General features: G+C 75.2%; 22 protein-coding genes and 1 riboswitch. Of the genes, 9 read left to right on the top strand and 13 right to left on the bottom strand.

Translation table 11 applies throughout. The features are described 5' to 3' along the window. Positions 1–18 precede the first annotated feature (18 nt). The 4 genes from ACPCUX_RS10470 to ACPCUX_RS10455 form a co-directional block, all read right to left on the bottom strand. Positions 19–741 carry a class I SAM-dependent methyltransferase gene (locus ACPCUX_RS10470; RefSeq protein WP_423388707.1) on the bottom strand — a complete coding sequence of 241 codons (723 nt, stop codon included), beginning with the start codon at positions 739–741 and terminating at the stop codon, positions 19–21. A gap of 131 nt (positions 742–872) precedes the next feature. Next, positions 873–1,580, bottom strand: a complete 708-nt coding sequence (locus ACPCUX_RS10465) for a DUF6226 family protein (RefSeq protein ID WP_043654506.1) — start codon at positions 1,578–1,580, stop codon at positions 873–875. A 122-nt stretch (positions 1,581–1,702) separates the two neighbouring features. Next, a complete protein-coding gene (locus ACPCUX_RS10460) occupies positions 1,703–2,953 on the bottom strand; it encodes an O-succinylhomoserine sulfhydrylase (protein ID WP_144682003.1) in 1,251 nt (416 codons plus the stop codon). Then, positions 2,950–3,441 carry a rhodanese-like domain-containing protein gene (locus ACPCUX_RS10455; protein WP_423388706.1) on the bottom strand — a complete coding sequence of 164 codons (492 nt, stop codon included), beginning with the start codon at positions 3,439–3,441 and terminating at the stop codon, positions 2,950–2,952. The genes ACPCUX_RS10460 and ACPCUX_RS10455 overlap by 4 nt, the downstream gene beginning before the upstream one ends. Positions 3,442–3,742: 301 nt before the next feature. Next, a riboswitch (SAM riboswitch) is annotated at positions 3,743–3,858 on the top strand. 33 nt (positions 3,859–3,891) lie between these two features. Between ACPCUX_RS10455 and ACPCUX_RS10450 the strand changes: the two genes are divergently transcribed. Both ACPCUX_RS10450 and ACPCUX_RS10445 read left to right on the top strand, forming a co-directional pair. Further along, complete coding sequence (locus tag ACPCUX_RS10450; protein WP_423388705.1) at positions 3,892–5,325, top strand: aminotransferase class V-fold PLP-dependent enzyme; 1,434 nt, start codon at positions 3,892–3,894, stop codon at positions 5,323–5,325. A gap of 112 nt (positions 5,326–5,437) precedes the next feature. After that, on the top strand, positions 5,438–6,085 hold the full coding sequence (locus tag ACPCUX_RS10445) for a GNAT family N-acetyltransferase (RefSeq protein ID WP_423388704.1): 648 nt from the start codon (positions 5,438–5,440) through the stop codon (positions 6,083–6,085). Between the two features lie 127 nt (positions 6,086–6,212). On the opposite strand, the gene ACPCUX_RS10440 is transcribed toward ACPCUX_RS10445, so the two are convergent. Continuing rightward, positions 6,213–6,386 carry a CsbD family protein gene (locus ACPCUX_RS10440; RefSeq protein WP_009866995.1) on the bottom strand — a complete coding sequence of 58 codons (174 nt, stop codon included), beginning with the start codon at positions 6,384–6,386 and terminating at the stop codon, positions 6,213–6,215. A gap of 92 nt (positions 6,387–6,478) precedes the next feature. Between ACPCUX_RS10440 and ACPCUX_RS10435 the strand changes: the two genes are divergently transcribed. After that, entirely contained in the window at positions 6,479–7,087 is a 609-nt protein-coding gene (locus ACPCUX_RS10435; RefSeq protein WP_423388703.1) for a GNAT family N-acetyltransferase, read from the top strand. Between the two features lie 100 nt (positions 7,088–7,187). Here the strand turns inward: ACPCUX_RS10435 and ACPCUX_RS10430 are convergent, their stop codons facing one another. The 3 genes from ACPCUX_RS10430 to ACPCUX_RS10420 are packed head-to-tail and all read right to left on the bottom strand — an operon-like array spanning position 7,188 to position 11,037. Beyond that, positions 7,188–8,255 carry a MaoC/PaaZ C-terminal domain-containing protein gene (locus tag ACPCUX_RS10430; RefSeq protein ID WP_423388702.1) on the bottom strand — a complete coding sequence of 356 codons (1,068 nt, stop codon included), beginning with the start codon at positions 8,253–8,255 and terminating at the stop codon, positions 7,188–7,190. Further along, positions 8,252–9,628 (bottom strand): 3-oxoacyl-ACP reductase, encoded by a 1,377-nt coding sequence (locus ACPCUX_RS10425; protein ID WP_423388701.1) that lies wholly within the window; start codon positions 9,626–9,628, stop codon positions 8,252–8,254. The genes ACPCUX_RS10430 and ACPCUX_RS10425 overlap by 4 nt, the downstream gene beginning before the upstream one ends. A gap of 26 nt (positions 9,629–9,654) precedes the next feature. Continuing rightward, positions 9,655–11,037, bottom strand: a complete 1,383-nt coding sequence (locus tag ACPCUX_RS10420; RefSeq protein ID WP_423388700.1) for an acetyl-CoA C-acetyltransferase — start codon at positions 11,035–11,037, stop codon at positions 9,655–9,657. 228 nt (positions 11,038–11,265) lie between these two features. Here ACPCUX_RS10420 and ACPCUX_RS10415 point away from each other — a divergent pair, with 228 nt between their 5' ends. Beyond that, complete coding sequence (locus ACPCUX_RS10415) at positions 11,266–12,066, top strand: TetR/AcrR family transcriptional regulator (protein WP_228485206.1); 801 nt, start codon at positions 11,266–11,268, stop codon at positions 12,064–12,066. Next, on the top strand, positions 12,063–14,195 hold the full coding sequence (locus tag ACPCUX_RS10410; RefSeq protein WP_144721466.1) for an acyl-CoA dehydrogenase: 2,133 nt from the start codon (positions 12,063–12,065) through the stop codon (positions 14,193–14,195). The genes ACPCUX_RS10415 and ACPCUX_RS10410 overlap by 4 nt, the downstream gene beginning before the upstream one ends. A gap of 274 nt (positions 14,196–14,469) precedes the next feature. Here ACPCUX_RS10410 and ACPCUX_RS10405 read toward each other — a convergent pair whose 3' ends face one another. From ACPCUX_RS10405 to ACPCUX_RS10390, 4 genes are all read right to left on the bottom strand, one after another. Beyond that, positions 14,470–15,534, bottom strand: a complete 1,065-nt coding sequence (locus tag ACPCUX_RS10405; protein ID WP_423388699.1) for a DUF2599 domain-containing protein — start codon at positions 15,532–15,534, stop codon at positions 14,470–14,472. Then, a complete protein-coding gene (locus ACPCUX_RS10400; RefSeq protein ID WP_061267120.1) occupies positions 15,531–15,971 on the bottom strand; it encodes an NUDIX hydrolase in 441 nt (146 codons plus the stop codon). The genes ACPCUX_RS10405 and ACPCUX_RS10400 overlap by 4 nt, the downstream gene beginning before the upstream one ends. Positions 15,972–15,994: 23 nt before the next feature. After that, on the bottom strand, positions 15,995–17,470 hold the full coding sequence (locus tag ACPCUX_RS10395; RefSeq protein WP_423388698.1) for an APC family permease: 1,476 nt from the start codon (positions 17,468–17,470) through the stop codon (positions 15,995–15,997). Between the two features lie 62 nt (positions 17,471–17,532). Then, a complete protein-coding gene (locus ACPCUX_RS10390; protein ID WP_423388697.1) occupies positions 17,533–18,636 on the bottom strand; it encodes an EamA family transporter in 1,104 nt (367 codons plus the stop codon). Positions 18,637–18,727: 91 nt separating this feature from the next. Between ACPCUX_RS10390 and ACPCUX_RS10385 the strand changes: the two genes are divergently transcribed. The 3 genes from ACPCUX_RS10385 to ACPCUX_RS10375 all read left to right on the top strand — a co-directional run bounded on the left by ACPCUX_RS10385 (position 18,728) and on the right by ACPCUX_RS10375 (position 20,683). Continuing rightward, positions 18,728–19,678: a LysR family transcriptional regulator gene (locus ACPCUX_RS10385; protein ID WP_186325200.1), complete on the top strand. Its 951-nt coding sequence runs from the start codon at positions 18,728–18,730 to the stop codon at positions 19,676–19,678. Then, the gene (locus ACPCUX_RS10380; RefSeq protein WP_423388696.1) at positions 19,678–20,226 is read left to right on the top strand and encodes a hypothetical protein; all 549 of its coding nucleotides are present in this window, start codon (positions 19,678–19,680) and stop codon (positions 20,224–20,226) included. The genes ACPCUX_RS10385 and ACPCUX_RS10380 overlap by 1 nt, the downstream gene beginning before the upstream one ends. A 70-nt stretch (positions 20,227–20,296) precedes the next feature. Continuing rightward, positions 20,297–20,683: a DUF1304 domain-containing protein gene (locus ACPCUX_RS10375; protein WP_423388695.1), complete on the top strand. Its 387-nt coding sequence runs from the start codon at positions 20,297–20,299 to the stop codon at positions 20,681–20,683. 52 nt (positions 20,684–20,735) lie between these two features. On the opposite strand, the gene ACPCUX_RS10370 is transcribed toward ACPCUX_RS10375, so the two are convergent. Beyond that, the gene (locus ACPCUX_RS10370; RefSeq protein ID WP_034651373.1) at positions 20,736–21,011 is read right to left on the bottom strand and encodes a hypothetical protein; all 276 of its coding nucleotides are present in this window, start codon (positions 21,009–21,011) and stop codon (positions 20,736–20,738) included. Between the two features lie 163 nt (positions 21,012–21,174). Here ACPCUX_RS10370 and purL point away from each other — a divergent pair, with 163 nt between their 5' ends. Further along, a complete protein-coding gene (purL, locus tag ACPCUX_RS10365) occupies positions 21,175–23,547 on the top strand; it encodes a phosphoribosylformylglycinamidine synthase subunit PurL (RefSeq protein ID WP_340696979.1) in 2,373 nt (790 codons plus the stop codon). Positions 23,548–23,717: the final 170 nt, after the last annotated feature.

Genomic DNA, 23,717 nt, shown 5'->3' with positions numbered 1-23,717 from the left:
GAGAGCGCTTCGCGCGGCTCAGCCGCGCCGTGCCACGAAGACCCACTCGCGACCCGTGCGGTCGGGTGCGTCCCGGACGTCCACGACCTCGAACCCGCACGCCACGAGCGACGTCTCGACCTCCTCGCACTCCCGGAAGCGCAGCGTCGAGTCGGAGTGGAGCGTGGTGCCGTCGGGCAGCACGGTCGTGTCGTGGAAGGACACGAAGGGGAGCGACACGTCGGTGAGGTCGGTCCAGGACTCGACCGGGCCGACGTCGGGCACCTCCACGCGCGTGACCGTCGCCTCGCGGACCCACCCCTCCCAGGCCCGACGGGCGGGGACACGGGTCTCGAGCACCAGCCACCCGCCCGGCACGAGCGCGTCGTGGACGCCCCGCAGCGTCGCGGCCCACGCGTCGTCGGTGAGGAACACCTGGGCGACGTTCGCCGTCATCGTCGCGAGGTCGACCTGGAGCGGGGGGAGGGTCGTCGCGTCGCCGTGCAGCCAGCGCACGCGCTCGGCGCCCGGCTTCGTGCGGGCGACGTCGAGCGACGCACCCGCCGGGTCGAGGCCCACCACCTCGACGCCGCGCTGCGCGAGCAGGCACGCGAACGTCCCGGTGCCGCACCCGACGTCGAGCACTCGGCGCGCGCCCAGCTCGTCGACGATCGCGACGTAGGCGTCGAGGTCGGACCGGTCCGGGGCGAGCGGGTCGTAGAGAGCGGCGAGGCGGGGGTCGTCGAAGACGGCGTCGGGCACCCGACGACCGTAGGCCGCACCCCGGGCGACGAGCCACGTCTTTCGATCAGGCGCGCCCGGCCGCCGAGCGCGCGGTGGCGGCCCGTTCCGGTCCCCGGACGACGCGAGTCCGCCTTCGCGGCGCGAGGGTTTCAGTCCGCGGCGGGCCAGGGCTGCCAGAGCCCGCCCGGCAGGGTGGCGAGGCGCCGTCTTGCCTGCTGCCCGACGCCGCGCGCCAGCCGGGTGCGGCCCTCGCCCGCGGAGTACCCGCCGTCGGGCTCGTCGAGGCGGTGCGCCACCCACCACTCGTGACGACCGGGGAGCGCCCGCCGCACAGCCTCCGAGAACCGGCCCGCCGCCACCCCCAGCACGAGGTCCTCGAGCGCCTCTGCTGCGCCCGCCGCCGTGTCGTCGCACGCGTCGCACCCGCACGACGGGAACGTGTCCTCGTGCAGCACCCCGGCGCGCACCACGACTCCCGGGTAGTCCGTCACGACGAGGGCCAGCGCCGCGGCGTCGTCGGACGCGGGCGTGACGCGCACCGCCCGCACGGCGTCCGGACCGACGTTCCGGACCCCCGCGAGCACGGGGTGCGCGGGCCCGACCGCGGTGTGCGACGCCAGGTCGACGCCGCGCAGGTCGACGTCCTCGACCGTGACGGCGTACGTCGCCGCGAGGTGCCGCACGAGCGCGTCGGCGACGCCGGCGAGCGGCGCGAACCGCTCCGGGTGGGAGTCCACGGAGTACGTGTCCTCGGGCGGCCCGTCGAGATGGTCCCAGCGCCTGCCGTACTCGAACGGCACCCCGTCGGCGTCGTGGAACACCTGGCGGAGGATCGGCGGGCGGACGTAGGCGGTCACCCGGGTCAGGCTAGAGCGACTTACCCGGGTCGACCACGCCCCTTCTGCCCGCCGAGCAGGCGGTCGTGGTTCGTCCCGGCGCCGGGACGAACCGATACCGCCTGCTCGGCGGGAGGCGGGGGTCAGGAGTTCAGCGCCTGGGCGACGTCCTCGATGATGTCTTGCGGGTCTTCCAGGCCCACCGACAGGCGCACGGTCGTCTCCGCGATCCCGACGGCGGCGCGGCCCTCGGGGCCGAGCTTGCGGTGGGTCGTGGTGGCCGGGTGCGTGACGAGGGACTTCGCGTCGCCGAGGTTGTTCGAGATGTCGACGACCTGGAGCGCGTCGAGGAATGTGAACGCACGCTTCTTCGCCGTCTCGGGGTCGGTGCCCTCGGGCACGGCGAGGTCGAACGTCACGACGGTCCCGCCGCCGCTCTGCTGCGACCGCGCGAGCTCGCGCTGCGGGTGCGACGCGAGGAACGGGTAGCGCACGCGGCCGATCCCGGGGAGCTGCTCCAGCGCCTCCGCGACCTGTGCCGCGGCGGCGTTCTGCGCGGCGACGCGCACGGGCAGCGTCTCGAGGCCCTTGAGCAGCACCCACGCGTTGAACGCCGAGAGCGACGGCCCGGTGTTGCGGATGAACGTCTGCACCGGGCCGGTGACGTACTCCTCCGTCCCGAGGATCGCGCCGCCGAGCACGCGGCCCTGCCCGTCGATGTGCTTGGTCGCCGAGTAGACGACGACGTCGGCCCCGAGCTCGAGCGGCCGCTGCAGCAGCGGCGTCGCGAACACGTTGTCGAGCACGACGACCGCGCCGGCGGCGTGCGCGAGCTCGCTCACGCGCCGCGCGTCGACGATGTCCTGCATGGGGTTGGACGGCGTCTCGAAGAACACGACGTCCGCGGGGGTGGACAGCGCCTCCTCCCACTGCGACAGCACGTGGCCGTCGACGTAGTCCGTCCGCACTCCCCACTTCGCGAAGATCTCGTCGAAGATGACGAGGCTCGACCCGAACAGCGCGCGCGCCGCGACGATGCGCGACCCGGACCGCACCAGCGCGGCGAGCGCCGTGAACACGGCGGACATGCCGGACGCCGTCGCGTAGCACGCCTCCGCGCCCTCCAGGAGGCGCAGGCGCTCCTCGAACGTGTGCACGGTCGGGTTGCCGTAGCGCGAGTAGACGAACCGGTCGAGCTCTCCCTTGAACGCGGCCTCGGCGTCGGCCGCACGGTCGTACGTGTAGCCCTGCGTGAGGAACAGCGCCTCGGACGTCTCCTGGAACTCGGTGCGCGCGTGGCCGCCGCGCACGGCGAGCGTCGCGGGGCGGGCGCTCGCGGGCAGGGGCTTGCGGCCGGAGCCGCCGGGCACGCTCCCGGGCACGACCGCGCTCACCGGGTGGCCTCGTCGAACGTCGTGGTGGGCAGCCCGCGGACCTTCCAGCCCTCGACGTCCCGCAGGCCCGAGAACCCCTGGGCGCCCTCGAAGCCCTCGAGCACGTTGTACGACGGCCCGAGCCCGGCAGCCGTGGCCGCGCGCGCCGCGCCGATCGACCGCTGGCCCGAGCGGCACAGGAACACGACGGGACGCTCGTCGCCGGGCGTCAGACCTGCCTCGACGAGCCGGTCGAGGAACCGCGGGTTGGGGCCCGCCGGGGTCACCCACTCGTCGAACAGGACGTCGCGGCCGAGCTCCGTGGCGTCGGGCACGCCGATGGTGCGCCACTCGCCCTCGGTGCGGACGTCCACGAGCACGGCGCGCTCGTCGTGGGCGAGCAGGTCCCACGCCTGCTGCGGGGTGAGGTCGCCGGCGTAGCCGACGGCGGGACGTGCCTCGGGGGGTGCCGGCCGGGGTGCCGACGCCTGCTGGGACTGGTCGCTCATGAGAGTCCTCCTCCATCGATCGTGGCAGTAGCACCCTGCGCCCGGCCGCCGAGGCGGTCCGGGGGGTTGCTGCGGCGTCGACGTGCCACGTCACTCGGCCGCTCCGGATGGTTGGCTCGGATCGTACGCCACGCGTCCGACGTGCGGAACGCCCGTCTCGGGGAGCGGCCCGGGGTGGAGGTGCCCGACGCCGCGTGGCTCCGACGCGCGGGCTTATGACGCGGAGCGCCGCGTCCCGCCATCCGAGACGCCGTGACCACCGGTTGACACGTCACCGTCCGCGCGGACATCCTGGTCCGCAGGTCATGAGTGCCAGCGCGAAACCCCGGTTTGCTGGCCGGCAACCCTCCTCTCGCGGCGGGGTGCCCCGGGTGACGACCAGGCCGCACGCCGACCGGCGGGCGGCAAGCGCGGGGAGGTTCTCCCCGGACGACCCTGGAGGACTGTGCCATGACTGCTCTCGCGGACGTCTCGTGTCCCACCGACGCCCCGGCCCCTGACCTCGCGGCGCTCGCCGACGCGCCCGCGCTCCTGCCCGTCGTCGGCGGGGACACGCTCGTCCCGCTCGTCGACGGCCGCAGCGTGCCGTACGCGAACCTCGACGTCGCGGCGTCGGCCCCGGCGCTGCGCTCGGTGGCCGACCGCGTGACCGAGGTGCTGCCGCTCTACGCGAGCGTGCACCGCGGCGCGGGCTACCTGTCGCAGGTCTCCACGGCGCTCTACGAGGCGTCGCGCCGGACGATCGGCGCGTTCGTCGGCGCACGCGAGGACGACGTCACGGTTGTCACGCGCAACACGACCGACTCGCTCAACCTGCTCGCGGGCTGCGTCCCGGCGAACCCGGACGGCACGCCCGGGCGCGTGCTCGTCCTCGACGTCGAGCACCACGCGAACCTGCTGCCGTGGCAGCGCGCCGGCGGCGCGACGGTCCTCGCGGGCGGCGCGTCCGTCGCGGAGACGCTCTCGGGCCTGCGCACCGAGCTCGCGCGCTTCCCGTACGCGGTCGTCGCCGTGACCGGCGCCTCCAACGTCACGGGCGAGTCCCTGCCCGTCGCCGAGGTCGTCCGCGCCGCGCACGACGCCGGGGCGCGGGTCGTGCTCGACGGCGCGCAGCTCGTCCCGCACCGCGGGTTCTCGCTCGCCGCGTCGGGCGTCGACTACGTCGCGTTCTCCGGGCACAAGACCTACGCGCCGTTCGGCGCGGGGGCGCTCGTCGGGCGGCGCGACTGGCTCGACGCGGGCACCCCCTACCTCGCGGGCGGCGGCGCCGTGCGCCAGGTCGCGGTGACCGGGACGGAGTGGCAGACGGCGCCCGCGCGCCACGAGGCCGGCTCGCCGAACGTGGTGGGCGCCGCGGCGCTCGCGGCGGCGTGCGACGCGCTCGCCGCGCTCGACCCGGCCGACCTGCACGCGCACGAGGCGGCGCTCCGCGCGGCCCTCGTCGCGGGCCTGGAGGCCGTCCCGGGCGTCCGGGTGGTGCGCGTGTGGGACGACGCCGTCGACCCGGTCGGCGTCGTGACGTTCGCCGTCGAGGGCCACGACCCGGGCCTCGTCGCCGCCTACCTCTCGGCCGAGCACGGCATCGGCGTGCGCGACGGCCGGTTCTGCGCGCACCCGCTGCTCGCGCGCCTCGGCTACGACGCGGGCGCGATCCGCGCCTCGGTGGGCGTCGGGACGACGGGCGCGGACGTCGTGCGCCTCGTCGAGGCCGTGCGCGCGTACGTCGAGCAGGGACCGACCACCCGGTACGAGGTCGTCGACGGCTGCTGGGCCGTCGTGGACGACCCCCGCCCGGTCCCCGCGGGGTCCGGCCTGGAGGGGCTCTTCGCGACCGCGGCGGCGGGCTTCCTCGCCGACGCGGCGGGCTGCGGGCCGGCCGTCTGACCGGCGTCGGCGGCCGACGGCGGAGCCCGTTCACCGGACCGTCGCCGAGCGTTGTCCACCGCGTCGCCGGACCCTCTTGGCGCGGTGTTCCGCGTGTGCTCTGATATGCGCTGTGCTGCACGACGTCGTCCTCTCGGGGCACGGTTTCCGGCTGGAACCGTTGGCCCTGGAGCACGCTGAGACGCTGGCCGGCCTCGTCGACGAGGCGATGTGGTCAGGGATGAGCATCCCCCTGCCCTACGGGGTCGCGGGGATGGCCGATCTCGTGGCCGCGACCCGCGCGGCCCCGGACCTCACCGGCTTCGTCGTGCGCGCCGTCGACCCCGACGGCGCGCCCGGCGCCGTGCTCGGCAGCACCGCGTTCCGGGACCTGTCGCTCGTCGACCGCCGCGTCGAGGTGGGCCGCACGTTCTACGCGCGCACCACGTGGGGGAGCCTCGTCAACCCCGTGACGAAGTGGCTCCTGCTGCGCCACGCGTTCGAGACGTGGGACGTGCACCGGGTCGGCTTCCGCGTCGACACGCGCAACGCGCGCTCGCTCGGGGCCATGCGCCGTCTCGGCGCCCACGAGGAGGGCGTCATGCGCGGCCACCGCACCGCGCCCGACGGGACGCGCGCCGACTCCGTGCTGTTCTCGATCCTCGCGCCCGAGTGGCCCGGGGTCGAGGTGGGCCTCCTCGCGCGGATCACCGCCCCACGCGTCGTGCCGGTGCTCGCCCCGGCGCCGTCGGCCGACGTCCGGCCGCTCGCCGCATCCTGACCGTCGCGGCTCCCGGTCGTCGTGTCCTGGTCGTCGCATCCCGGTCGTCGCGTCCCGGTCGAACGGTCCCGGAGACGCCACGAGGGCCCCGCCGGAGCGGAGCCCTCGTGAGCAGAACGGGAGCACGTCAGCGGTCGAACGCGTCCTTGACGTCGTCGCCCGCCTGCTTGACGTTGGCCTTGGCCTGGTCAGCCTGGCCCTCGGCCTCGAGCCGCTCGTTGTCCGTGAGCTTGCCCGCGCCTTCCTTGAGCTTGCCACCCGCCTCTTCGGCGGCGTGCTTGGCCTTGTCTCCGAGTCCCATGGGTGCTCCTCTCGTCGGTACCTCTCGACCGTAACCACGGTCGGCCGGCTTCGCACGCGGTCGGGGCACCGGTGGTGTGGTGGGATGTTCGGGTGCAGCACGACACCGTCCTCGAAGGCTTCGGCGTCCGCCTCGAACCGCTCGCCGCGACCCACGCGCCGGCGCTCGGCGCCCTCGTCGACGACGGCATCTGGGCGGGCATGTCCAGCGCCGTCCCGCGCGGCACGGAGGCGATGGAGGGCTACGTGCGCGACGCGGTCGCCGCGCCGGGCCGGCTCGCGTTCGCGGTCCTCGGTGCTCCCAGCGCTCCCGGTGCACCCGGTGCGGACGGCGCGACCGCCGACGCCGTGGTCCGTGGCTCGACGTCGCTCTACGAGTGGGTCCCGTCCCAGGGCCGGGTCGAGCTCGGGTCCACGTTCTACGCGCGCAAGTGGTGGGGCGGTACGACGAACCCGGCGTGCAAGTACCTCCTGCTGCAGCACGCGTTCGAGGACCTCGGGGTCGCGCGCGTCGCGCTCCGCGCCGACGCCCGCAACAGCCGGTCCATCGGGGCGATCCGGCGCCTGGGCGCGGTGCCGGAGGGCGTCCTGCGCAGCCACCGCGTGGCGCCCGACGGCTCCCGCCAGGACACCGCCTACTTCTCGGTCCTCCGCGACGAGTGGCCGACCGTCCGCGACGGCCTGCTCGCCCGCCTGCCCTGACGGACCGGCACGCCGAGCACGAGCCTGCGTGGCGTCGAGCACGGGGTAGGTGTCGTCATGCGCTCGAGAACGACATCGACCCCGTGCTCGGCGGCGAGGGTCAGGGGCGGGGGGTGACGCGGCCCGCGAGGTGGAGGCGGCCCTTGCCGTCCCACGCCTGGTAGGTGACGCCCGTGCCCGGGTCGCCCGCGCCGTCGGGCACGGCCGCCGCGACCTGCCCGACGGCGTCCCGCACCTCGGCGGGCACGTCGCCCGCCGGGCGCAGCGCGACGTCGACCGTGCCGGGCAGCAGCACCGGCTTGGCGAACGCGACGGTCCAGTCGTAGGCGTCGCCGCGACCGGGGCCCGCCTCGGCGAGCGCCCGCGCCGCGGTGTACATGCCGTGCGCGATGGCCCGCGGGAACCCGAACGCCTTGGCGCCCAGCGCCGAGGTGTGGATCGGGTTGCGGTCGCCGGACACCGCCGCGTACGCGCGGCCGGTCCCCGCCCCGAGCCTCCACCGCGCGGTGGGCAGGGGTGGGACGAACGCGGCCGGGCCGTCGGCGTCGGCCGGGGCGGGGCCGCCCGGGAGGGAGGCGCCCTTCGCGAGGTACGTCGAGACGCCCCGGTAGGCGAGCGTCGTCGCGGCCAGCCCGCTGCCGGCGGCGCGCTCGTCGTCCGTGCGCAGCACCGAGACCTCCGTGACGAGGTCCACCTGGACTCCGCGACGGTGCGGGCGCAGGTCCTGCGCCCACGCGCGGACCTCGAGCGCGTCCCCGAGCCGCACCGGGCGCAGCACGGACACCGAGTTCGCGAGGTGCACCATGCCGAGCAGCGGGAGCGGGAAGTCGGCCCGCACCATGACGGCCGTCGCGAGCGGGAACCCCAGCACGTGCAGGTACCCGGCGGGCAGGACGTCCGACGGCGCCTCGCCCACGAGCCGCGCGTACCGCGCGAGGTGTGCGGCGCTGCCGACGTGGCCCGGCGCCGCGTCGTCGCCCGTCGGGACGGCCGCGGCCCGGTAGGTGACGTCCGGGAGCGTCAGCTCCGTCCGGCCGCCCCGGACGGGCAGCCGGTGCGCCGCCGCGATCCGGCCCGACGCCGCGAGCCCGCGCACGTACAGGCCGCCCAGACCCGGGACGGCGGGCAGCGTCTCGACGCGCGCCGGGGCGCCCGCGGGCGCCGTCACCGGCCCACCACGTTCTGGCCGCACACGCGCAGCACCTGCCCGTTGACGCCCCCGGCCGCGGGCGACGCGAGGAACGCGATCGCCTCGGCGACGTCCACGGGCTGGCCGCCCTGCTGGAGCGACGCGACGCGGCGCGCGACCTCGCGCTGCACGAACGGGATCGACGCCGTCATGTCCGTCTCGATGAAGCCCGGCGCGACGGCGTTCGCCGTCCCGCCCGGACCGCCCGGCGCCGCGAGCAGGCGGGCGAACGCGCGCGTGTGCCCGATGACGCCCGCCTTGGAGAACGCGTAGTTCGCCTGGCCCCGGTTGCCCGCGATCCCGCTCGTCGAGGCGAGCGACACGACGCGCGGCGCGGAGGAGAACCCGTTCGCGCCGAGCAGGTACTCCGTGATCCGCAGCTGCGCGGCGAGGTTCACCGCGACCACCGCGTCCCACTTGTCGGGCGACATGTTGGCGAGCAGCTTGTCGCGGAGGATGCCGGCGTTGTGCACGAGGACGTCGAGCCCGCCGTGCCGTGCGCGCGCGTGCTCGAGGATCCGGGCGCCCGCGTCGTCGGCGGTCACGTCGAGCTGCAGCGCCGTGCCCTTGATCTCGTTCGCCACCCGGGCGAGCGCCTCGCCCGCCGCGGGCACGTCGACCACGACGACCTTCGCGCCGTCGCGCGCGAGCGTCCGGGCGACCTGCGCCCCGATGCCGCGGGCCGCGCCCGTGACGACAGCGACCTTGCCGGCGAGCGGCTGGTCGAGGTCGGTGGAGGTGCTGCCGGCGGCGCCCTCGGTCGCGCTCGGGCCCACCCGGAGGAGCTGGCCGTCGACGAACGCGGACTTGGCGGACAGGAAGAAGCGGAGGGTCGCGAGGACGCTCGGGCTGTCGACAGGGGCGTCGTCGGTCACCTGGATGCCGTTGGCGGTCGCGCCGTAGCGCAGCTCCTTGGCGACGGACCGCAGGAACCCGTCGACGCCCTCGCGGGCGGCGGCGAGCTCGGGGGAGTCGGTGTCGGCGGGCGCGCGCGAGATCGTCACGACGCGGCCGTTGGGCGCGAGGCGGCGGAGCGTCGCCGAGAGCGCCATGACGGGCGCGGACGCGTCCTGCGGCCGCTCGATCCCGCTGAGCACGACGACGACCGCGCCCCAGCGGGTCGTGTCGTCCGGGGTCTGGCGGACGTCGAGGTCCCAGCCGAGCAGGGCCTCGGCGACGAGGTCGGCGTCGTCGCGCACGCCCGGCGTGCCGCCGAGCACGAGCACGGGCCCGACGGTGAGCGGGTCGCCCGCGCGGAAGCGGCGCAGGACCGCGGGGCGCGGGAGGCCGAGCTTCTTGGCGAGCGTCTTCGTGAAGCCGGAGTTGACGGCCTGGACGTAGGAGTCGGTCACGGGGGTTCCTCTCGGTCGTCGGGGCGTCAGGCGGCGTCGGTCGCGGGGACGGACTCGAGGATCGCGGCGACGCCGAGGCCCCCCGCGGCGCACACGGAGATCAGCGCACGCGCGGGCGCCCCGGTCTCGGCGGTGCGCTGCGCGAGGAGCTTGGCCGCCGTCGCGACGATGCGCCCGCCGGTCGCGGCGAACGGGTGGCCCGCGGCGAGCGAGGAGCCGTTGACGTTGAGCCGCGAGCGGTCGATCGAGCCGAGCGCGCCGTCGAGCCCGAGCTCGGTGCGGCAGTACTCGTCGTCCTCCCAGGCCCTGAGCGTCGTGAGCACGGTCGACGCGAACGCCTCGTGAATCTCGTAGAGGTCGAAGTCGCCGAGCGCGAGCCCGTTGCGGGCGAGCAGGCGGGGGACCGCGTGCGCGGGGGCCATGAGCAGGCCCTCGTGGCCGTGCACGAAGTCGACGGCGGCGGTCTCCGCGTCGACGACGCGCGCGAGGAGCGGCAGGTCGCGCTCGCGCGCCCACTCGGCCGAGGCGAGGAGGACGGTCGACGCGCCGTCGGTGAGCGGGGTCGAGTTGCCCGCCGTCATGGTCGGGGTGACGCCTTCCAGACGCTTGCCGTACACCGGCTTGAGCGCGGCGAGCTTCTCGAGCGACGAGTCGGCGCGCAGGTTGTCGTCGCGCACGAGCCCGCGGAACGGGGTGACGAGGTCGTCGAAGAACCCGGCGTCCCACGCGGCCGCGAGGTGCTCGTGGCTCGCGAGCGCGAGCTCGTCCTGCGCCTCGCGCGAGATGTCCCAGCGGGCCGTCGTGATCGCCTGGTGCTCGCCCATCGACAGGCCGGTGCGCGGCTCGTCGGTGGCGGGCGTGAGGGGCGCGAGGTCGGCGGGGCGGACCTTCGCGAACGCCTTGACGCGCTGGCCGAAGGTCTTGGCGTGGCTCGCCTCGAGCAGCGCCCGACGCAGGCCCTCGCTCACGGCGATGGGGGCGTCGGACACGGTGTCTGAGCCGCCCGCGACGCCCGACTCGACCTGGCCGAGACGGATCTTGTTCGCGACGGCGATGGTCGCCTCCAGGCCGGTCGCGCACGCCTGCTGGAGGTCGTAGGCCGGGGTCTGCGGGGAGAGCGACGACCCGAGCACCGACTCGCGCACGAGGTTGAAGTCGCGGGAGTGCTTGAGCACGGCGCCGCCGACGACCTCCCCGAGCCGCTCGCCCTGGAGGCCGAAGCGCGCGACGAGCCCCTCGAGCGCGGCGGTGAACATCTCCTGGTTGCTCGCGGACGCGTACTTCTTGCCGGCGCGGGCGAACGGGATGCGGTTCCCGCCCACGACCCACGCGTCGCGGGGAGCGCCCGCGGGGGCGTCTTCCCGGGGGGACTGCTCGGGGGTCGGGCGGGGGCTGGTGCTGGTGGCCACTGTGCCTCACTTCCTGTCCGTGCTCGCTGCGCTGCGTTCGGTGCCGACCCGGGAGAGCGCCTCGGCACGGCGTGCGCGAGGCGGGGGAGAGGGCCGGTTGGTGTCCAATACCAAGAGTACCTGATACTCTCGGTTTCGTGAGTCGGGTCACAGGGCTGTGCCCTGCCCCGGCACGGCACCCGTGACGAGGTGCCGACGACATCGAGGTCGGGCGCAACGGAGGACGACGTGAACGCAGGTGCCGACGCGCGACCGGTCACCCGAGGGCGGGTGCAGCCGGCCGCCGTGGTCGACGGCCGGTCGACCCGCTGGGACGAGCACCGGGCGGCGCGCCGCGCGGAGCTCATCCGGGCGGCCAGCAAGGCGGTGCACCGGGGAGGCCCCGGGGTCTCCATGGACGAGATCGCGGCGGCGTCGGGCACGTCGAAGTCGATCATCTACCGCTACTTCGACGACAAGACCGGGCTCCAGGTCGCCCTGGGCTCCGCCGTCGTGGGGCAGATGCACGACGCCCTGACCCAGGCGGCCGAGGCCGCCGAGACGCCCAAGCGCGCGCTGCGCGCGATGGTCGGCGTGTACCTCGAGATGATCGAGAGCTCGCCCAACGTGTACTACTTCGTCACCCGGACGAGCGCCGTCGCGGGGACGGAGGAGCCCGCCGCCCAGCTCGCGGCGAGCGGCCTCACCCAGGGCGCGGGCGGCGCCGACCGCGCCCCGCTCGCCGCCTTCCTCGACTCGGTGATCGAGCTCGTCGCCGAGCCCTTCGCCCGGGTCACCGACGTCTCCCCGGCCGACGCCGCGGCGTGGGCCGCGGGCGCCGTCGGGTTCGTCCGGGGCGCCGGCGAGTGGTGGCTCGCCCACCGCGACCGCGCCGACGTCCCCGACCGCGAGCAGCTCACCGAGCGCGTCGCCGCGTGGCTGTGGGCCGGCCCCGTCGGCGTCCTCTCCCACAACCCGGGCACGACCCGCCCCGACGCCGTCCGCCCTCCGCACCCGGCGACCGCCTCAGACCCCAAGGAGAAGCCATGACCGCCACGTCCGACCGTCCCGCGCTCGCACCGCGCACGACGAGCGCCGGCGACGCGGGCCCGACGTCGCAGGGCGACGCCCGCGTCGACGTCGCCGCGCTCGAGAAGATCCTGCTCGGCCGCTGGGCCGACCTGCGCGCGGCGGCGCGCGCGACCGCGGGCGAGGAGGCGTTCCAGCGCATCGAGGGCCTGAGCCTGCGGGAGCACCGCGAGCGCGTGCTGGAGCAGATGCACCTGCTCGTGGGCAAGGGCCAGGTGTGGCGCGGGTACCCGGAGCGCCTCGGCGGCGCGGACGACGCGGGCGGCAACCTCGCCGGGTTCGAGGAGCTCGTCGCGGCCGACCCGTCGCTGCAGATCAAGGCGGGCGTGCAGTGGGGGCTGTTCGGCTCGGCGATCCTGCACCTGGGCACGCCCGAGCAGCAGGACCGCCTCCTGCCGGGCGCCATGGACCTCTCGGTGCCGGGTGCGTTCGCCATGACGGAGATCGGCCACGGGTCCGACGTCGCGAGCATCGCCACCACGGCGACGTACGACCCGGAGACCGAGGAGTTCGTCATCCACACCCCGTTCCGCGGGGCGTGGAAGGACTACCTCGGGAACGCGGGCGTGCACGGCGTCGCCGCCGTCGTGTTCGCACAGCTGATCACGAAGAACGTCAACCACGGCGTGCACGCGTTCTACGTGCCCATCCGCGACACCGCGGGCGAGCGCGACGAGCTCGGCCGGCTGCCCTTCCTGCCCGGCGTGGGCGGCGAGGACGACGGCCAGAAGGGCGGGCTCAACGGCATCGACAACGGGCGCCTGCACTTCGACCACGTGCGGGTCCCGCGCACCGACCTGCTCGCCCGCTACGGCTCGGTGGACGCCGACGGCACGTACTCCAGCCCCATCGACAGCCCCGGACGCCGCTTCTTCACGATGCTCGGCTCGCTCGTCCAGGGTCGCGTGTCGCTCGACGGCGCCGCGGTGACCGCGGCGAAGCTCGGCCTCGCGATCGCGGTGCGGTACGCGAACGAGCGCCGCCAGTTCACGGGCGCGACGCCGACGGAGGAGGTCGTGCTCCTCGACTACGGCACGCACAAGCGTCGCCTCATCGTCCCCATCGCGGAGACCTACGCGGCCCACTTCGCGCACGACCGCCTGCTCGACCTGTTCCACTCGGTGTTCTCCGGCGAGGAGGACACCCCGGAGCAGCGCGAGGACCTCGAGACGACGGCGGCCGCGCTCAAGGCGACGAGCACGCGGTTCGCGCTCGACGTGCTCCAGGAGACGCGCGAGGCGTGCGGCGGGGCCGGGTTCCTCACGACCAACCGCATCACGAGCCTGCGCGCGGACCTCGACGTGTACGCGACGTTCGAGGGCGACAACACCGTGCTGCTCCAGCTCGTCGCGAAGCGCCTGCTCGCCGACTACGGCAAGCAGTTCAAGGGCATCACCCCGGGCCAGATGGCGCGCGTCGTCGTCGAGCGCGCGGGCGACATGGCGCTGCACCGCACGCCGCTCAAGCGGGCCGCGCAGGCGCTCGCGGACGTCGGCGACCCGCGCCGTGCGGCCGGCCACCTGCGCGACCCCGAGACGCAGCGCGCGCTGCTCACCGACCGGGTCGAGACGATGGTCGCGGACGTCGCGCAGGCGCTGCGCCCGGCGCAGAAGGCCGACCCGGAGACGGCGACGAACCTGTTCAACGCCCACCAGGTCGAGCTCGTCGAGGCGGCCCGCGCCCACGCGGAGCTGCTGCGCTGGGAGGCGTTCACGCAGGCGCTCGGCACGATCGAGGACGCGGGCACGCGCGAGGTCCTCACCACGGTGCGCGACCTGTTCGGCCTGAGCCTCGTCGAGCGGCACCTGGCCTGGTACCTGCTCAACGGGCGCCTCTCGACGCAGCGCGCGCGCACGGTGACGAGCTACCTGGACCGCCTCATCGACCGGCTGCGCCCGCACGCGCAGGACCTCGTGGACGCCTGGGGCTACGGCCCCGAGCACCTGCGCGCGACGATCGCGACGGGCATCGAGAAGGAGCGCCAGGACGAGGCGCGCGACTACTACCGGCGCCTGCGCGCGAGCGGCGACGAGCCGCGGAGCGAGAAGTCGCTGCGCAAGGCCGCGAAGGGCGGCCCGCAGGCCCGCTGACCACCCCGGCGCCGTCCTCGGCGCCACCCCGGAACGTCCTCGGCGTCGCAGGCGGAGCGGTACCGCTGCCGAGGGTCAGGCCCGGGCGGCACGACGTCCACCAGCCGTCGCGCCGCCCGGGCCGTTGCCGTCTCGGTCTCCGTCCCGGTCGCCGAGCACGAGGTTCGTGTCGTTCCGAGGCGCGTGCCGACAGGAACCTCGTGCTCGACGGGGAGGGGCGTCGTGCTCGGCGGCCGAGCCGGTGCACGGGCCGCAGTCGGGTCGACGGCGGCGGTCAGGCGGGGTTGCAGCGCGCGGACATCGTGGCGAGCAGCCCGACGTCGGGCCGCCAGGGCTCGAGGTTCCACGTCGCCTTGTCCGGGGCGCCGACGGCGTGGCACACGAGCTGGTCGTGCATCGTCGGGGTGTCGGCCTCCGGCTCGGCGGCGACGACCTGCGCCCACACGAGCTCACGGCCCGCCTGCCCGGCGGCGCGGGCCCACGCCGTCGGGTCGACGGCGAGCGATCGGCCGCCCTCGCGTTCGCCCCAGCCGGTGCTCCGCACAGCGCGCGTGCCGAGCGGGACGACGACGTCCCACGCCGCGGCGGCGTCCGGCGTCGCGGTCCCGTCCGCGTCCCCGGCGGGAGCGCCCGCCGCGTCGTCCGCGTCCGACGTCGTCCCCGCGGTCCCCACGAGCGTCACCTCCGCGCGGTGGGCGTCGACGAGCGCGACCCGGACGCGCGGGGTCCCGGGCGCGGGGGTGCTCGCCGCGGGGCCGGCGTCCGCGCCGTCGGCCGTCCCGCTCGCCGCCCCGCTTGCGCCGTCCGCGCCGTCCGCGCCGGGCGTGCCCGGCGCTCCGTGCCGGCCCGCGACGCGCGGGGCGCCGAGCCCGCCGACGGGTGTGCCGCCGTCGTCCAGGACGGTGAGCGTGCCGTCCGGGTGGCGCACGAGCGAGCCGCCCTCCACCGAGACCACGGCAGGGGCGCCCGCGAGGGTGAGCGTGACGTCGGACGCGCCCTCGGCGTCGGCCGTGACGCGGGGAGGCGTCGCCCCGCCCGACGTCGGCGGGGGCACGGCGATCTCGACCGTCGCCGTCCCGACGGGGACGCGCACGGCCGTCGGCTCGGCGCCGCCGCTCCGGTCGCCGTTCGGGTCGTCCGCGGCGCCGCCGTCCTCCGTGGTGGCGCCGGGATCGGGGGACGGGGCCTGCGCCGGTGCGGACGTCACCGCGTCCGGGTCCGGCGGCGGGGTGCCGGGCGTGCACGCGGCGAGCGCGACCGGGACGAGGACGGCGACGGCGAGCGCGCCCAGCACCGTCGTCCCGGGCCGCCCGCCGGCCACCCGGCGCGGGCGGGTCACGACGGCACGGGGAGCAGGCCGGCCCACCGGCGGGCCACGTCGACGAGGCCGACACGATCCAGCGCGTCGACCTCGTCGGGCGTGAACCAGCCGACGTCGTCGGTCGACTCGTCCTCCTCGACGCGCAGCTCGCCGCCCACCACGTGGGCCCGGTAGACGATGCGGATCGCGTGCAGCGACCGGTCGCGGTCCTCGGGCCGGATCCGGTCGGCGGCGTCGATCACGAGGCTGTCGACGCCGAGCAGGCCGTCGAGCTCGACGTCGTAGCCGGTCTCCTCGCGCACCTCGCGGACGGCCGCGGCGGCGGGGTCCTCGCCCGGGTCGATGCCGCCGCCGGGCAGCGTCCAGCCGCCGCGGTCCCCCTCGCTCCAGTGGGGGAGGAGCATCCGGCCGTCCTCGCGGACGACCACGGCGTAGGCGGCGACGCGGATCTGCATGGGCCCATCATGCGCGACGGCGGTCACCGCCCCGGGCCGTCGTCGTCGACGTCGTCCTCCAGGCGCGACACGTCGGAGAACGCGATCCGGCGGTGGCGCACCGAGCGGTTGTAGAGCCACGTGACGAACGAGAGCACGACCCCGAGGGCCACGAGCGCGCCCGCGATGACGTACTGCTCCTGCTGCTCGGCGCTGCGGGCCCACGGCCCGGCGAGGTACGCGCACGTGAGGGCGCCGAGCACCGCGAGCGAGGTGCGGGTGCGGAAGTGCTCGTGGTCGACGCGGTCACGACGCAGCACGAGGAGGGCGACGTTGACGATCGTGAAGACGACGAGCAGGAGCAGCGACGTCGTCCCGCCCAGGAGGGCGATCGCGTTGGTTCCCGCCGCGGTCCCGGACTGCCGCACGACGTACACGATGAGCGCGAACGCGATGGCCGTCGTCACGAGGATCGCGACCCACGGCGTGCGGCCGAACGGGTGCACCTGGCCGAACGCGCGCGGCAGCACGCCCTGGTTCGCCATGCCGTAGAGCAGGCGGGACGCCATGAGCATGTTGATGAGCGCGGAGTTAGCGACGGCGAACATCCCGATGAACGGGAAGATCGTGTCGAACGGCAGGTTCGGCGCGCCCGCCGCGACGACCTGCGTGAGCGCGGACCCCTTGGCGTCGTCCGTGAGGTCGCCCACGGGGACGAGCGCGACGGCGGTGATCGCGACGAGCACGTAGATCGCGCCCGTGATCGAGAGCCCGGTGAGCATCATGCGCGGGAAGTCCCGCACGGGGTTCTTGCACTCCTCGGCCATGTTCACGGAGTCCTCGAACCCGACCATCGCGAAGAACGCGAGCGTCGTCGCGGCGGTGACGGCGAGGAACACGCTCTTGTCGTCGGCGCTCTCGAACACGACGACGCGCGAGAAGTCGGCGCGGCCCTGCGTCGTCGCCCACAGCCCCACGAAGATGACGAGCAGGAGGCCGGACAGTTCGACGAGCGACAGCACGACGTTCGCCTTGACGCTCTCCCCGACCCCGCGCAGGTTGACGAGCGCGACGAGGGCCATGAAGGCGAGGGCGATGAGCAGGCGCCCGTCCCCGCCCGTCGGCAGCTCGAGCCCGAACCCGTCGGAGACGAACCCCGCGAACGCGTTGGACGCCGTGGAGGCCGACGTGATCCCGGAGCTCATGACCATGAACGCGACGACGAACGTCAGCAGGTGGATGCCGAACGCCTTGTGCGTGTAGAGCGCGGCGCCCGCGGCGCTCGGGTACTTCGTGACGAGCTCGAGGTAGGAGAACGCGGTGATCGTCGCGACGACGAACGCGAGCAGGAACGGCAGCCACGCCGCCCCGCCGACCTCGCCCGCGACCTGGCCGGTGAGCGCGTACACGCCTGTGCCCAGGATGTCCCCGACGATGAACAGCAGGAGCAGCTTGGGCCCCATGACGCGCTTGAGCTCCGGTTGCTGCCGTTCCTGCGTGCGGCCCGCGGTCTCGCTCATGAGAGGCTCCCTCGCGTCTCGGACGTCCCGGACTCCCATGGAACCCCCGCGCGGGCGTCCTGTCAGCGCGAACGCGCGCGTGTCCCGGTCGGACCGTCGGTCGCGGTCGCGTCGGGGCGCCCGGGAGCGGAGGGCGGGTCGGTCGCGACGAAGGACGCCGCCGCGTCGGGCGCGACTGCCGTGCCGGGCGAGCGCCGCCCGAGGACGCCCGTCGTCGTCGCGACGCCGAGGAGCAGCACGACGCCGCCCACCACCTCGGCCGCGTTCGGCACCTCGTCGAGCACGAGCCACGCGGCGAGCATCCCGACCGGCGGCACGAGCATCGTGAACGGCACGACCGCCGACGCCGGGTACCGCGCGAGGAGCGTGTTCCAGATCCCGTAGCCCACGAGGCTCGCGAGCCAGGCGGTGTAGAGGGTCGACAGGACCGGCGCGAGCGTGAGGTGGGTGAGCGCGTGCCCGACGACGTCCGGCCCGTCGAGCGCGAGCGACAGCCCGAGCATGGGGACCGGCACCACGAGCGCCGACCACACCGTCATCGACAGCCCCTCCAGCCCGGGCCGCGAGGGAGATCCCTGGTCGCCCGAGGTAGAGCCCTGGTCGCGCGGGGTAGAGCCCTGGTCGCGCGGGGTAGAGCCCTGGTCGCGCGAGGGAGAGGCCAGGTCGCGGCGGCTCCCGGCGCGTCGGGCGACGACGTTCCCCACCGCCCACGACGCCGCGGCGGCGAGCGTCACGACGAACGCGAGGGCCGGCGTCGAGGCGCTGCGGCCCACGCCGACGACGACCAGCCCGGCCGCCCCGACCAGCACGCCCACGAGCTGCGCGCGCGTCGGGACCTCGCGCAGCGCCGCGGCGGCGAACAGCACGGTGAGCCCGACCTGGGCCTGGAGCACGAGCGACGCGAGCCCGGCGGGCATGCCGAGCGCGAGCGCGGTGTACAGCAGGCCGAACTGGCCGAGGCTCATGAACGTGCCGACGAGCAGCACGTCCCGCCACCGCGCGCGGGGCCGCGGCACGAGGAACACCGCCGGGACCAGGACGACGAGGAAGCGCAGGGCGACGAACAGCGTCGGCGGCACGTCGCCGAGCCCGAGGTCGATGACGACGAAGTTCACGCCCCAGACGACGGCGACGAGGACGGCGAGGAGGGACGGGCGCAGCGGCATGGCATCGAGGGTGCGCCCGCGGCATCGTGCACGTCCAGCGCACAGTCGTGCACGGTTCCCGGTAGCGAGGCTTCCGGATAGCATCGGTCGCATGATCGACCTCGCCGCCGTCGACGCGCTGCTCGCCGTCGAGCGCACCGGCACCGTGCACGCCGCGGCGCGCGACCTCGGGTACACGCCGTCCGCCGTCTCGCAGCAGGTGAAGCGCCTGGAGCGCGACCTCGGCGCGCGCCTGCTCGACCGCGAGGGGCGGGGCGTCGTCCTCACGGCCGCGGGGCGGCGCGTCGTCGAGGAGGGCCGCGCGCTGCGCGAGCAGGTCGAGTCGCTCCGGGCTCGCCTGCACGACGCCGGGGCGCGCCCCACGGGGACGGTGCGCCTCGGCTCGTTCTCGACGGCGGTGCGCGGCGTCGTCGCCCCGCTCCTCGCGCGGGTGCGCGACGACGTGCCGGACCTGCGCCTCGTCGTCGAGGAGGCCGAGCCGTGGGACGCCGTCGCGGCCGTCGCGGCGGGCACGCTCGACCTCGCGCTCGTGCACCACTGGGAGGGCGTCGGCCTCGCGCTCCCGCCGAGCCTGCGCGCCGAGGAGCTGTTCCGCGACGAGGCCGACGTGCTCGTGCACGCGTCGAGCCCGCTCGCGGGGCGGGCCGCGCTCACGCCGTCCGACCTGCTCGACGAGACCTGGGTCTGCACGCCCGACGGCACCATCTGCTACGAGTGGTTCTGCCACATGTTCGCGCGCGAGCCGCGCGTCCCGCGCATCGACTTCCGGTGCCTCGAGTTCGCGTCGCAGGTCGAGGTCGTGGCCCAGGACCTCGCCGTCGCGCTCGTGCCGCGCCTCGGGCGCGGCCCGCTGCCGGCCGACGTCGTCGCGGTGCCCGTGCGCGAGCCCGTCCCGACCCGCCCGGTCACGGTCGTGTGGCGCGCGACCATGACCGACGCCCCCGCGGTGCGCTACCTGCGCGAACGCCTGCGCGCCGCAGGAACCCGGCACGGCCGCGAGCCGTTAGGCCCCGTGAGCACACCTGCCGACGAAGGGACATGATGACCGAGCACGCGCCGACCCGACGGGCCGCCGACCCGCGCACCGTGGCGATCGCGGGGCTGTCCACCGTGGCGTGGTACGCCGTGCCCGACGCCGTGCGCCCGCGCTGGGCGCGCGCGCTCGCCAAGACCGCCGTCGCGACGGCCGCCGTCGCGCTGACGTTCACCTCGACGACCGAGGGGACCGAGGCGCGCGAGGGCCTGCGCTCCCTGCGCGACGCCGCCCGCGAGGCGGACGCGGGCGGGACGGACGCGACGCCCGGGACCGCGACCGCCGACGGCGCCCCGCGGGAGGACAACACCTGGGCGACGACCGACGACGACACCACGCCGGTGCCCGCGGTCGTCGCCGTCGCGGGCGCGGCGGCCGGGTTCGCGCTCGCGACGACCCTCGTCGTCGCGGGCGAGAAGTGGGTCTACCGGCGCGGGGAGCGGCTGCGCGACCGCGGCGTGCGGCTGCCGCACACGCGCGTCGGGCTCGTGGTCGGCGCGCTGGCCGTGGCGCTCGCGGCAGCCGAGCCGCTCCTGTGGAACGCTGAGGAGCGCTGAGGCAGCGACACCCGGTCGGTATGCCGGGGTCCGCGCACCGTGCGGCCTCGCGGACCGGGAGGGACCGACGATGATCGGGTTCGGGCTGGCGCTCGCGGGGGTCGCCGCGGCGATCCACGTGTACATCTTCGTCATGGAGTCGCTCACGTGGACGAGCGACCGCACCCGCGCCACGTTCGGCACGTCGCCGCAGGAGGCGGCGGCCACGCGCGAGATGGCCTTCAACCAGGGGTTCTACAACCTGTTCCTCGCGGTGCTCGTCGTGCTCGGCATCGTCCTGTACGCGGCGGACCGGCAGGACGTCGGCCTGACGCTCGTGGTCGCGGGGGCCGGGTCGATGGTCGCGGCGGGGCTCGTGCTGATCCTGTCGTCGCCGTCGAAGGCGCGGGCGGCGCTCGTCCAGCTCGTGCCGCCCGCGCTCGGCGTGCTGGGGATCGTGCTGGGGCTGACGCTCTGAGCCGTCCTGCGCCCCACGGTGGCCGCGCTCGGAGTCGCGGTCGCGGTCGTGGTCAGCAGGACGCGGCGACGCGCATGGCGCTGAGCATCTCGAGGCGCGACAGGATGCGCTCGCGCTCGGCCTCGAGCTCGTCCCGGTAGCGGCCCTCCGCCGGCTCGACGGTCTCGACGGCCCCGCGGCCCACGTAGGAGCCCGTGCGCCGGGAGTAGCCGTTGAGCTGGCGCTCGACGAGCGTGAGCTCGTGGCCGAGCCGCTCCAGGTGCGGGTCGAGGAGGTCGCTGGTCCTGCTGCGGGCGGTGCCGGACGTCGGTTCGAGAAGGGTGGTCACCCCTCCATCGGAACCCGGAAACCCGGTTTCCGCACGGCGAGACGCTCGTCTCACTTCTCGGTCGCCCGCGACGCGAGACGCCCGGACGGCCTCTCCCCGGGCGCCGGTAGACTGGCCGCGCGCCGTCGTGCGCTCCCCGCTCAGCGCCCACCCGAGGGAAACGATGACCGCCCCCGCACCCCAGGCTTCCGCACGCTCCGAGGCTCGTCCCGCCGCGCCGACGCTCGACACCGTCGAGCACGCCGCCGCCACGCCCGACGAGGTCCAGCCGTTCGCCGAGCTCGGCCTCAAGCCGGACGAGTACCAGCGCATCCGCGACATCCTGGGGCGCCGCCCCACGGCCGCGGAGCTCGCGATGTACTCCGTCATGTGGTCCGAGCACTGCTCGTACAAGTCGTCCAAGGTCCACCTGTCGAAGTTCGGCGCGGCGACCACGGACGAGATGAAGAAGCACCTGCTCGTCGGCATCGGCGAGAACGCGGGCGTCGTCGACATCGGTGACGGCTGGGCCGTGACGTTCAAGGTCGAGTCGCACAACCACCCGTCGTTCGTCGAGCCCTACCAGGGCGCCGCAACGGGTGTCGGCGGCATCGTGCGCGACATCATCTCCATGGGCGCTCGCCCCGTCGCCGTCATGGACCAGCTCCGCTTCGGCGCCGTCGACCACCCGGACACGGCGCGCGTCGTGCACGGCGTCGTGAGCGGCGTCGGCGGGTACGGCAACAGCCTCGGCCTGCCGAACATCGGCGGCGAGCTCGTCTTCGACTCCTCGTACCAGGGCAACCCCCTCGTCAACGCGCTGTGCCTCGGCGTGCTGCGCCACGAGGACATCCACCTCGCCAACGCCTCGGGCGTCGGCAACAAGGTCGTGCTGTTCGGCGCCCGCACGGGCGGCGACGGCATCGGCGGCGCCTCGATCCTCGCCTCGGAGACGTTCGAGGACGGCGTGCCCGCCAAGCGCCCGAGCGTCCAGGTGGGCGACCCCTTCATGGAGAAGGTCCTCATCGAGTGCTGCCTCGAGCTCTACGCGGCGCAGGTCGTGGAGGGCATCCAGGACCTCGGTGCCGCCGGCATCTCGTGCGCGACGTCGGAGCTCGCCTCGAACGGCGACGGCGGCATGCACGTGTGGCTCGACGACGTCCTGCTGCGCGACCCGACGCTCAACGCGGGCGAGATCCTCATGTCCGAGTCGCAGGAGCGCATGATGGCGGTCGTCGCGCCGGAGAAGCTCGACGAGTTCCTCGCCATCACCGCCAAGTGGGACGTCGAGACCGCCGTGATCGGCGAGGTCAACGACTCCGGGCGCCTGACGATCGACCACCACGGCGAGCGCATCGTCGACGTCGACCCGCGGACCGTCGCGCACGAGGGCCCGGTGTACCACCGCCCGTATGCGCGCCCGTCGTGGCAGGACGGGCTCAACGCCCGCACCGTGGACGCCGACGCGCTCGCCCGCCCCGAGAGCGGCGACGAGCTCCGCGCGACGGCCCTGCGCCTCCTCGCGTCGCCGAACCTCGCGTCCAAGGAGTGGGTGACGAATCAGTACGACCGGTTCGTCCAGGGCAACACCGCGCTCGCGCAGCCTGACGACTCGGGCGTGGTCCGCGTCGACGAGAGCACGGGCCTCGGCGTCGCGCTCGCGACGGACGCGAACGGCCGCTACGGCAAGCTCGACCCGCGCACGGGCGCCCGCCTCGCGCTCGCCGAGGCGTACCGCAACGTCGCGACGACGGGCGCCCGCCCGCTCGCCGTGACCGACTGCCTCAACTTCGGCTCGCCCGAGGACCCCGACTCGATGTGGCAGCTCGTCGAGGCGATCGAGGGCCTCGCGGACGCGTGCCGCGAGCTCGGCGTCCCCGTGACGGGCGGCAACGTGTCGCTCTACAACGGGACCGGCGAGCCGGGGCAGATCGACTCCTCGATCCACCCGACCCCGGTCGTGGGCGTGCTCGGCGTGCTCGACGACGTCGCCCACGCCACGCCGTCGGGCTGGCGCGAGACGGGGGAGAGCATCTACCTCCTCGGCACCACGCGCGCGGAGCTCGACGGCTCGGCGTGGGCCGACGTCGAGCACGGCCACCTGGGCGGCGTGCCCCCGCGGGTCGACCTCGCGGCCGAGAAGGCGCTCGCCGGCGTGCTCGTCAACGCGAGCCGCGACGACCTCGTGTCGGCCGCGCACGACCTCTCCGAGGGCGGGCTCGCGCAGGGGCTCCTCGAGGCGTCGCTGCGCTTCGGCGTCGGGGCCACCGTGTCGCTCGACGCGCTGACCGAGCGCGACGGCGTCACGCCGTTCGAGGCGCTGTTCTCCGAGTCGACGGCCCGCGCGCTCGTCGCGGTGCCCCGCGGCGAGGAGTCCAAGCTCGTCGACGCGTGCGTCGCGCGCGGCGTCCCCGTCCTGAAGATCGGCGAGACGGGCACCGAGCCCGGCGCCGTCGCCGAGTCGGGCGAGGCGCTCGAGGTCGCGGGCCTGTTCACCGTCCCGCTCAGCGAGGCGGACGCGGCCTTCCGCGGCACGCTGCCGGCCATCTTCGGCTGACACCCGCTCCACCGACGCCCCGGTCACCACGTGGTGACCGGGGCGTCGTCGTCCGGTCCCGGTCCAGCCCTCGGTCGAGCACGAGGTTGGCGTCGGGACGGACCCCGGAACGACGGCAACCTCGTGCTCGGCGGACGGAGGGGACGGGCGGGTGGGCGGGTTCCGTGGAG

It is taken from the genome of Cellulosimicrobium sp. AB352, assembly GCF_049538415.1.
GTDB lineage: Bacteria > Actinomycetota > Actinomycetes > Actinomycetales > Cellulomonadaceae > Cellulosimicrobium > Cellulosimicrobium funkei.
Note: the sequence above shows the minus strand (reverse complement) of the source record. Positions and strands in the feature narration are given on the sequence as shown.

Bases quoted from the DNA above. Each gene is read 5' to 3' on its own strand.
- ACPCUX_RS10400 (WP_061267120.1), bottom strand. From the start codon at position 15,971: ATGCAGATCCGCGTCGCCGCCTACGCCGTGGTCGTCCGCGAGGACGGC.
- ACPCUX_RS10440 (WP_009866995.1), bottom strand. From the start codon at position 6,386: ATGGGACTCGGAGACAAGGCCAAGCACGCCGCCGAAGAGGCGGGTGGC.
- ACPCUX_RS10385 (WP_186325200.1), top strand. From the start codon at position 18,728: ATGATCGACCTCGCCGCCGTCGACGCGCTGCTCGCCGTCGAGCGCACC.
- ACPCUX_RS10375 (WP_423388695.1), top strand. From the start codon at position 20,297: ATGATCGGGTTCGGGCTGGCGCTCGCGGGGGTCGCCGCGGCGATCCAC.
- ACPCUX_RS10380 (WP_423388696.1), top strand. From the start codon at position 19,678: ATGACCGAGCACGCGCCGACCCGACGGGCCGCCGACCCGCGCACCGTG.
- ACPCUX_RS10450 (WP_423388705.1), top strand. From the start codon at position 3,892: ATGACTGCTCTCGCGGACGTCTCGTGTCCCACCGACGCCCCGGCCCCT.
- ACPCUX_RS10395 (WP_423388698.1), bottom strand. From the start codon at position 17,470: ATGAGCGAGACCGCGGGCCGCACGCAGGAACGGCAGCAACCGGAGCTC.
- ACPCUX_RS10455 (WP_423388706.1), bottom strand. From the start codon at position 3,441: ATGAGCGACCAGTCCCAGCAGGCGTCGGCACCCCGGCCGGCACCCCCC.
- ACPCUX_RS10390 (WP_423388697.1), bottom strand. From the start codon at position 18,636: ATGCCGCTGCGCCCGTCCCTCCTCGCCGTCCTCGTCGCCGTCGTCTGG.
- purL (WP_340696979.1), top strand. From the start codon at position 21,175: ATGACCGCCCCCGCACCCCAGGCTTCCGCACGCTCCGAGGCTCGTCCC.
- ACPCUX_RS10410 (WP_144721466.1), top strand. From the start codon at position 12,063: ATGACCGCCACGTCCGACCGTCCCGCGCTCGCACCGCGCACGACGAGC.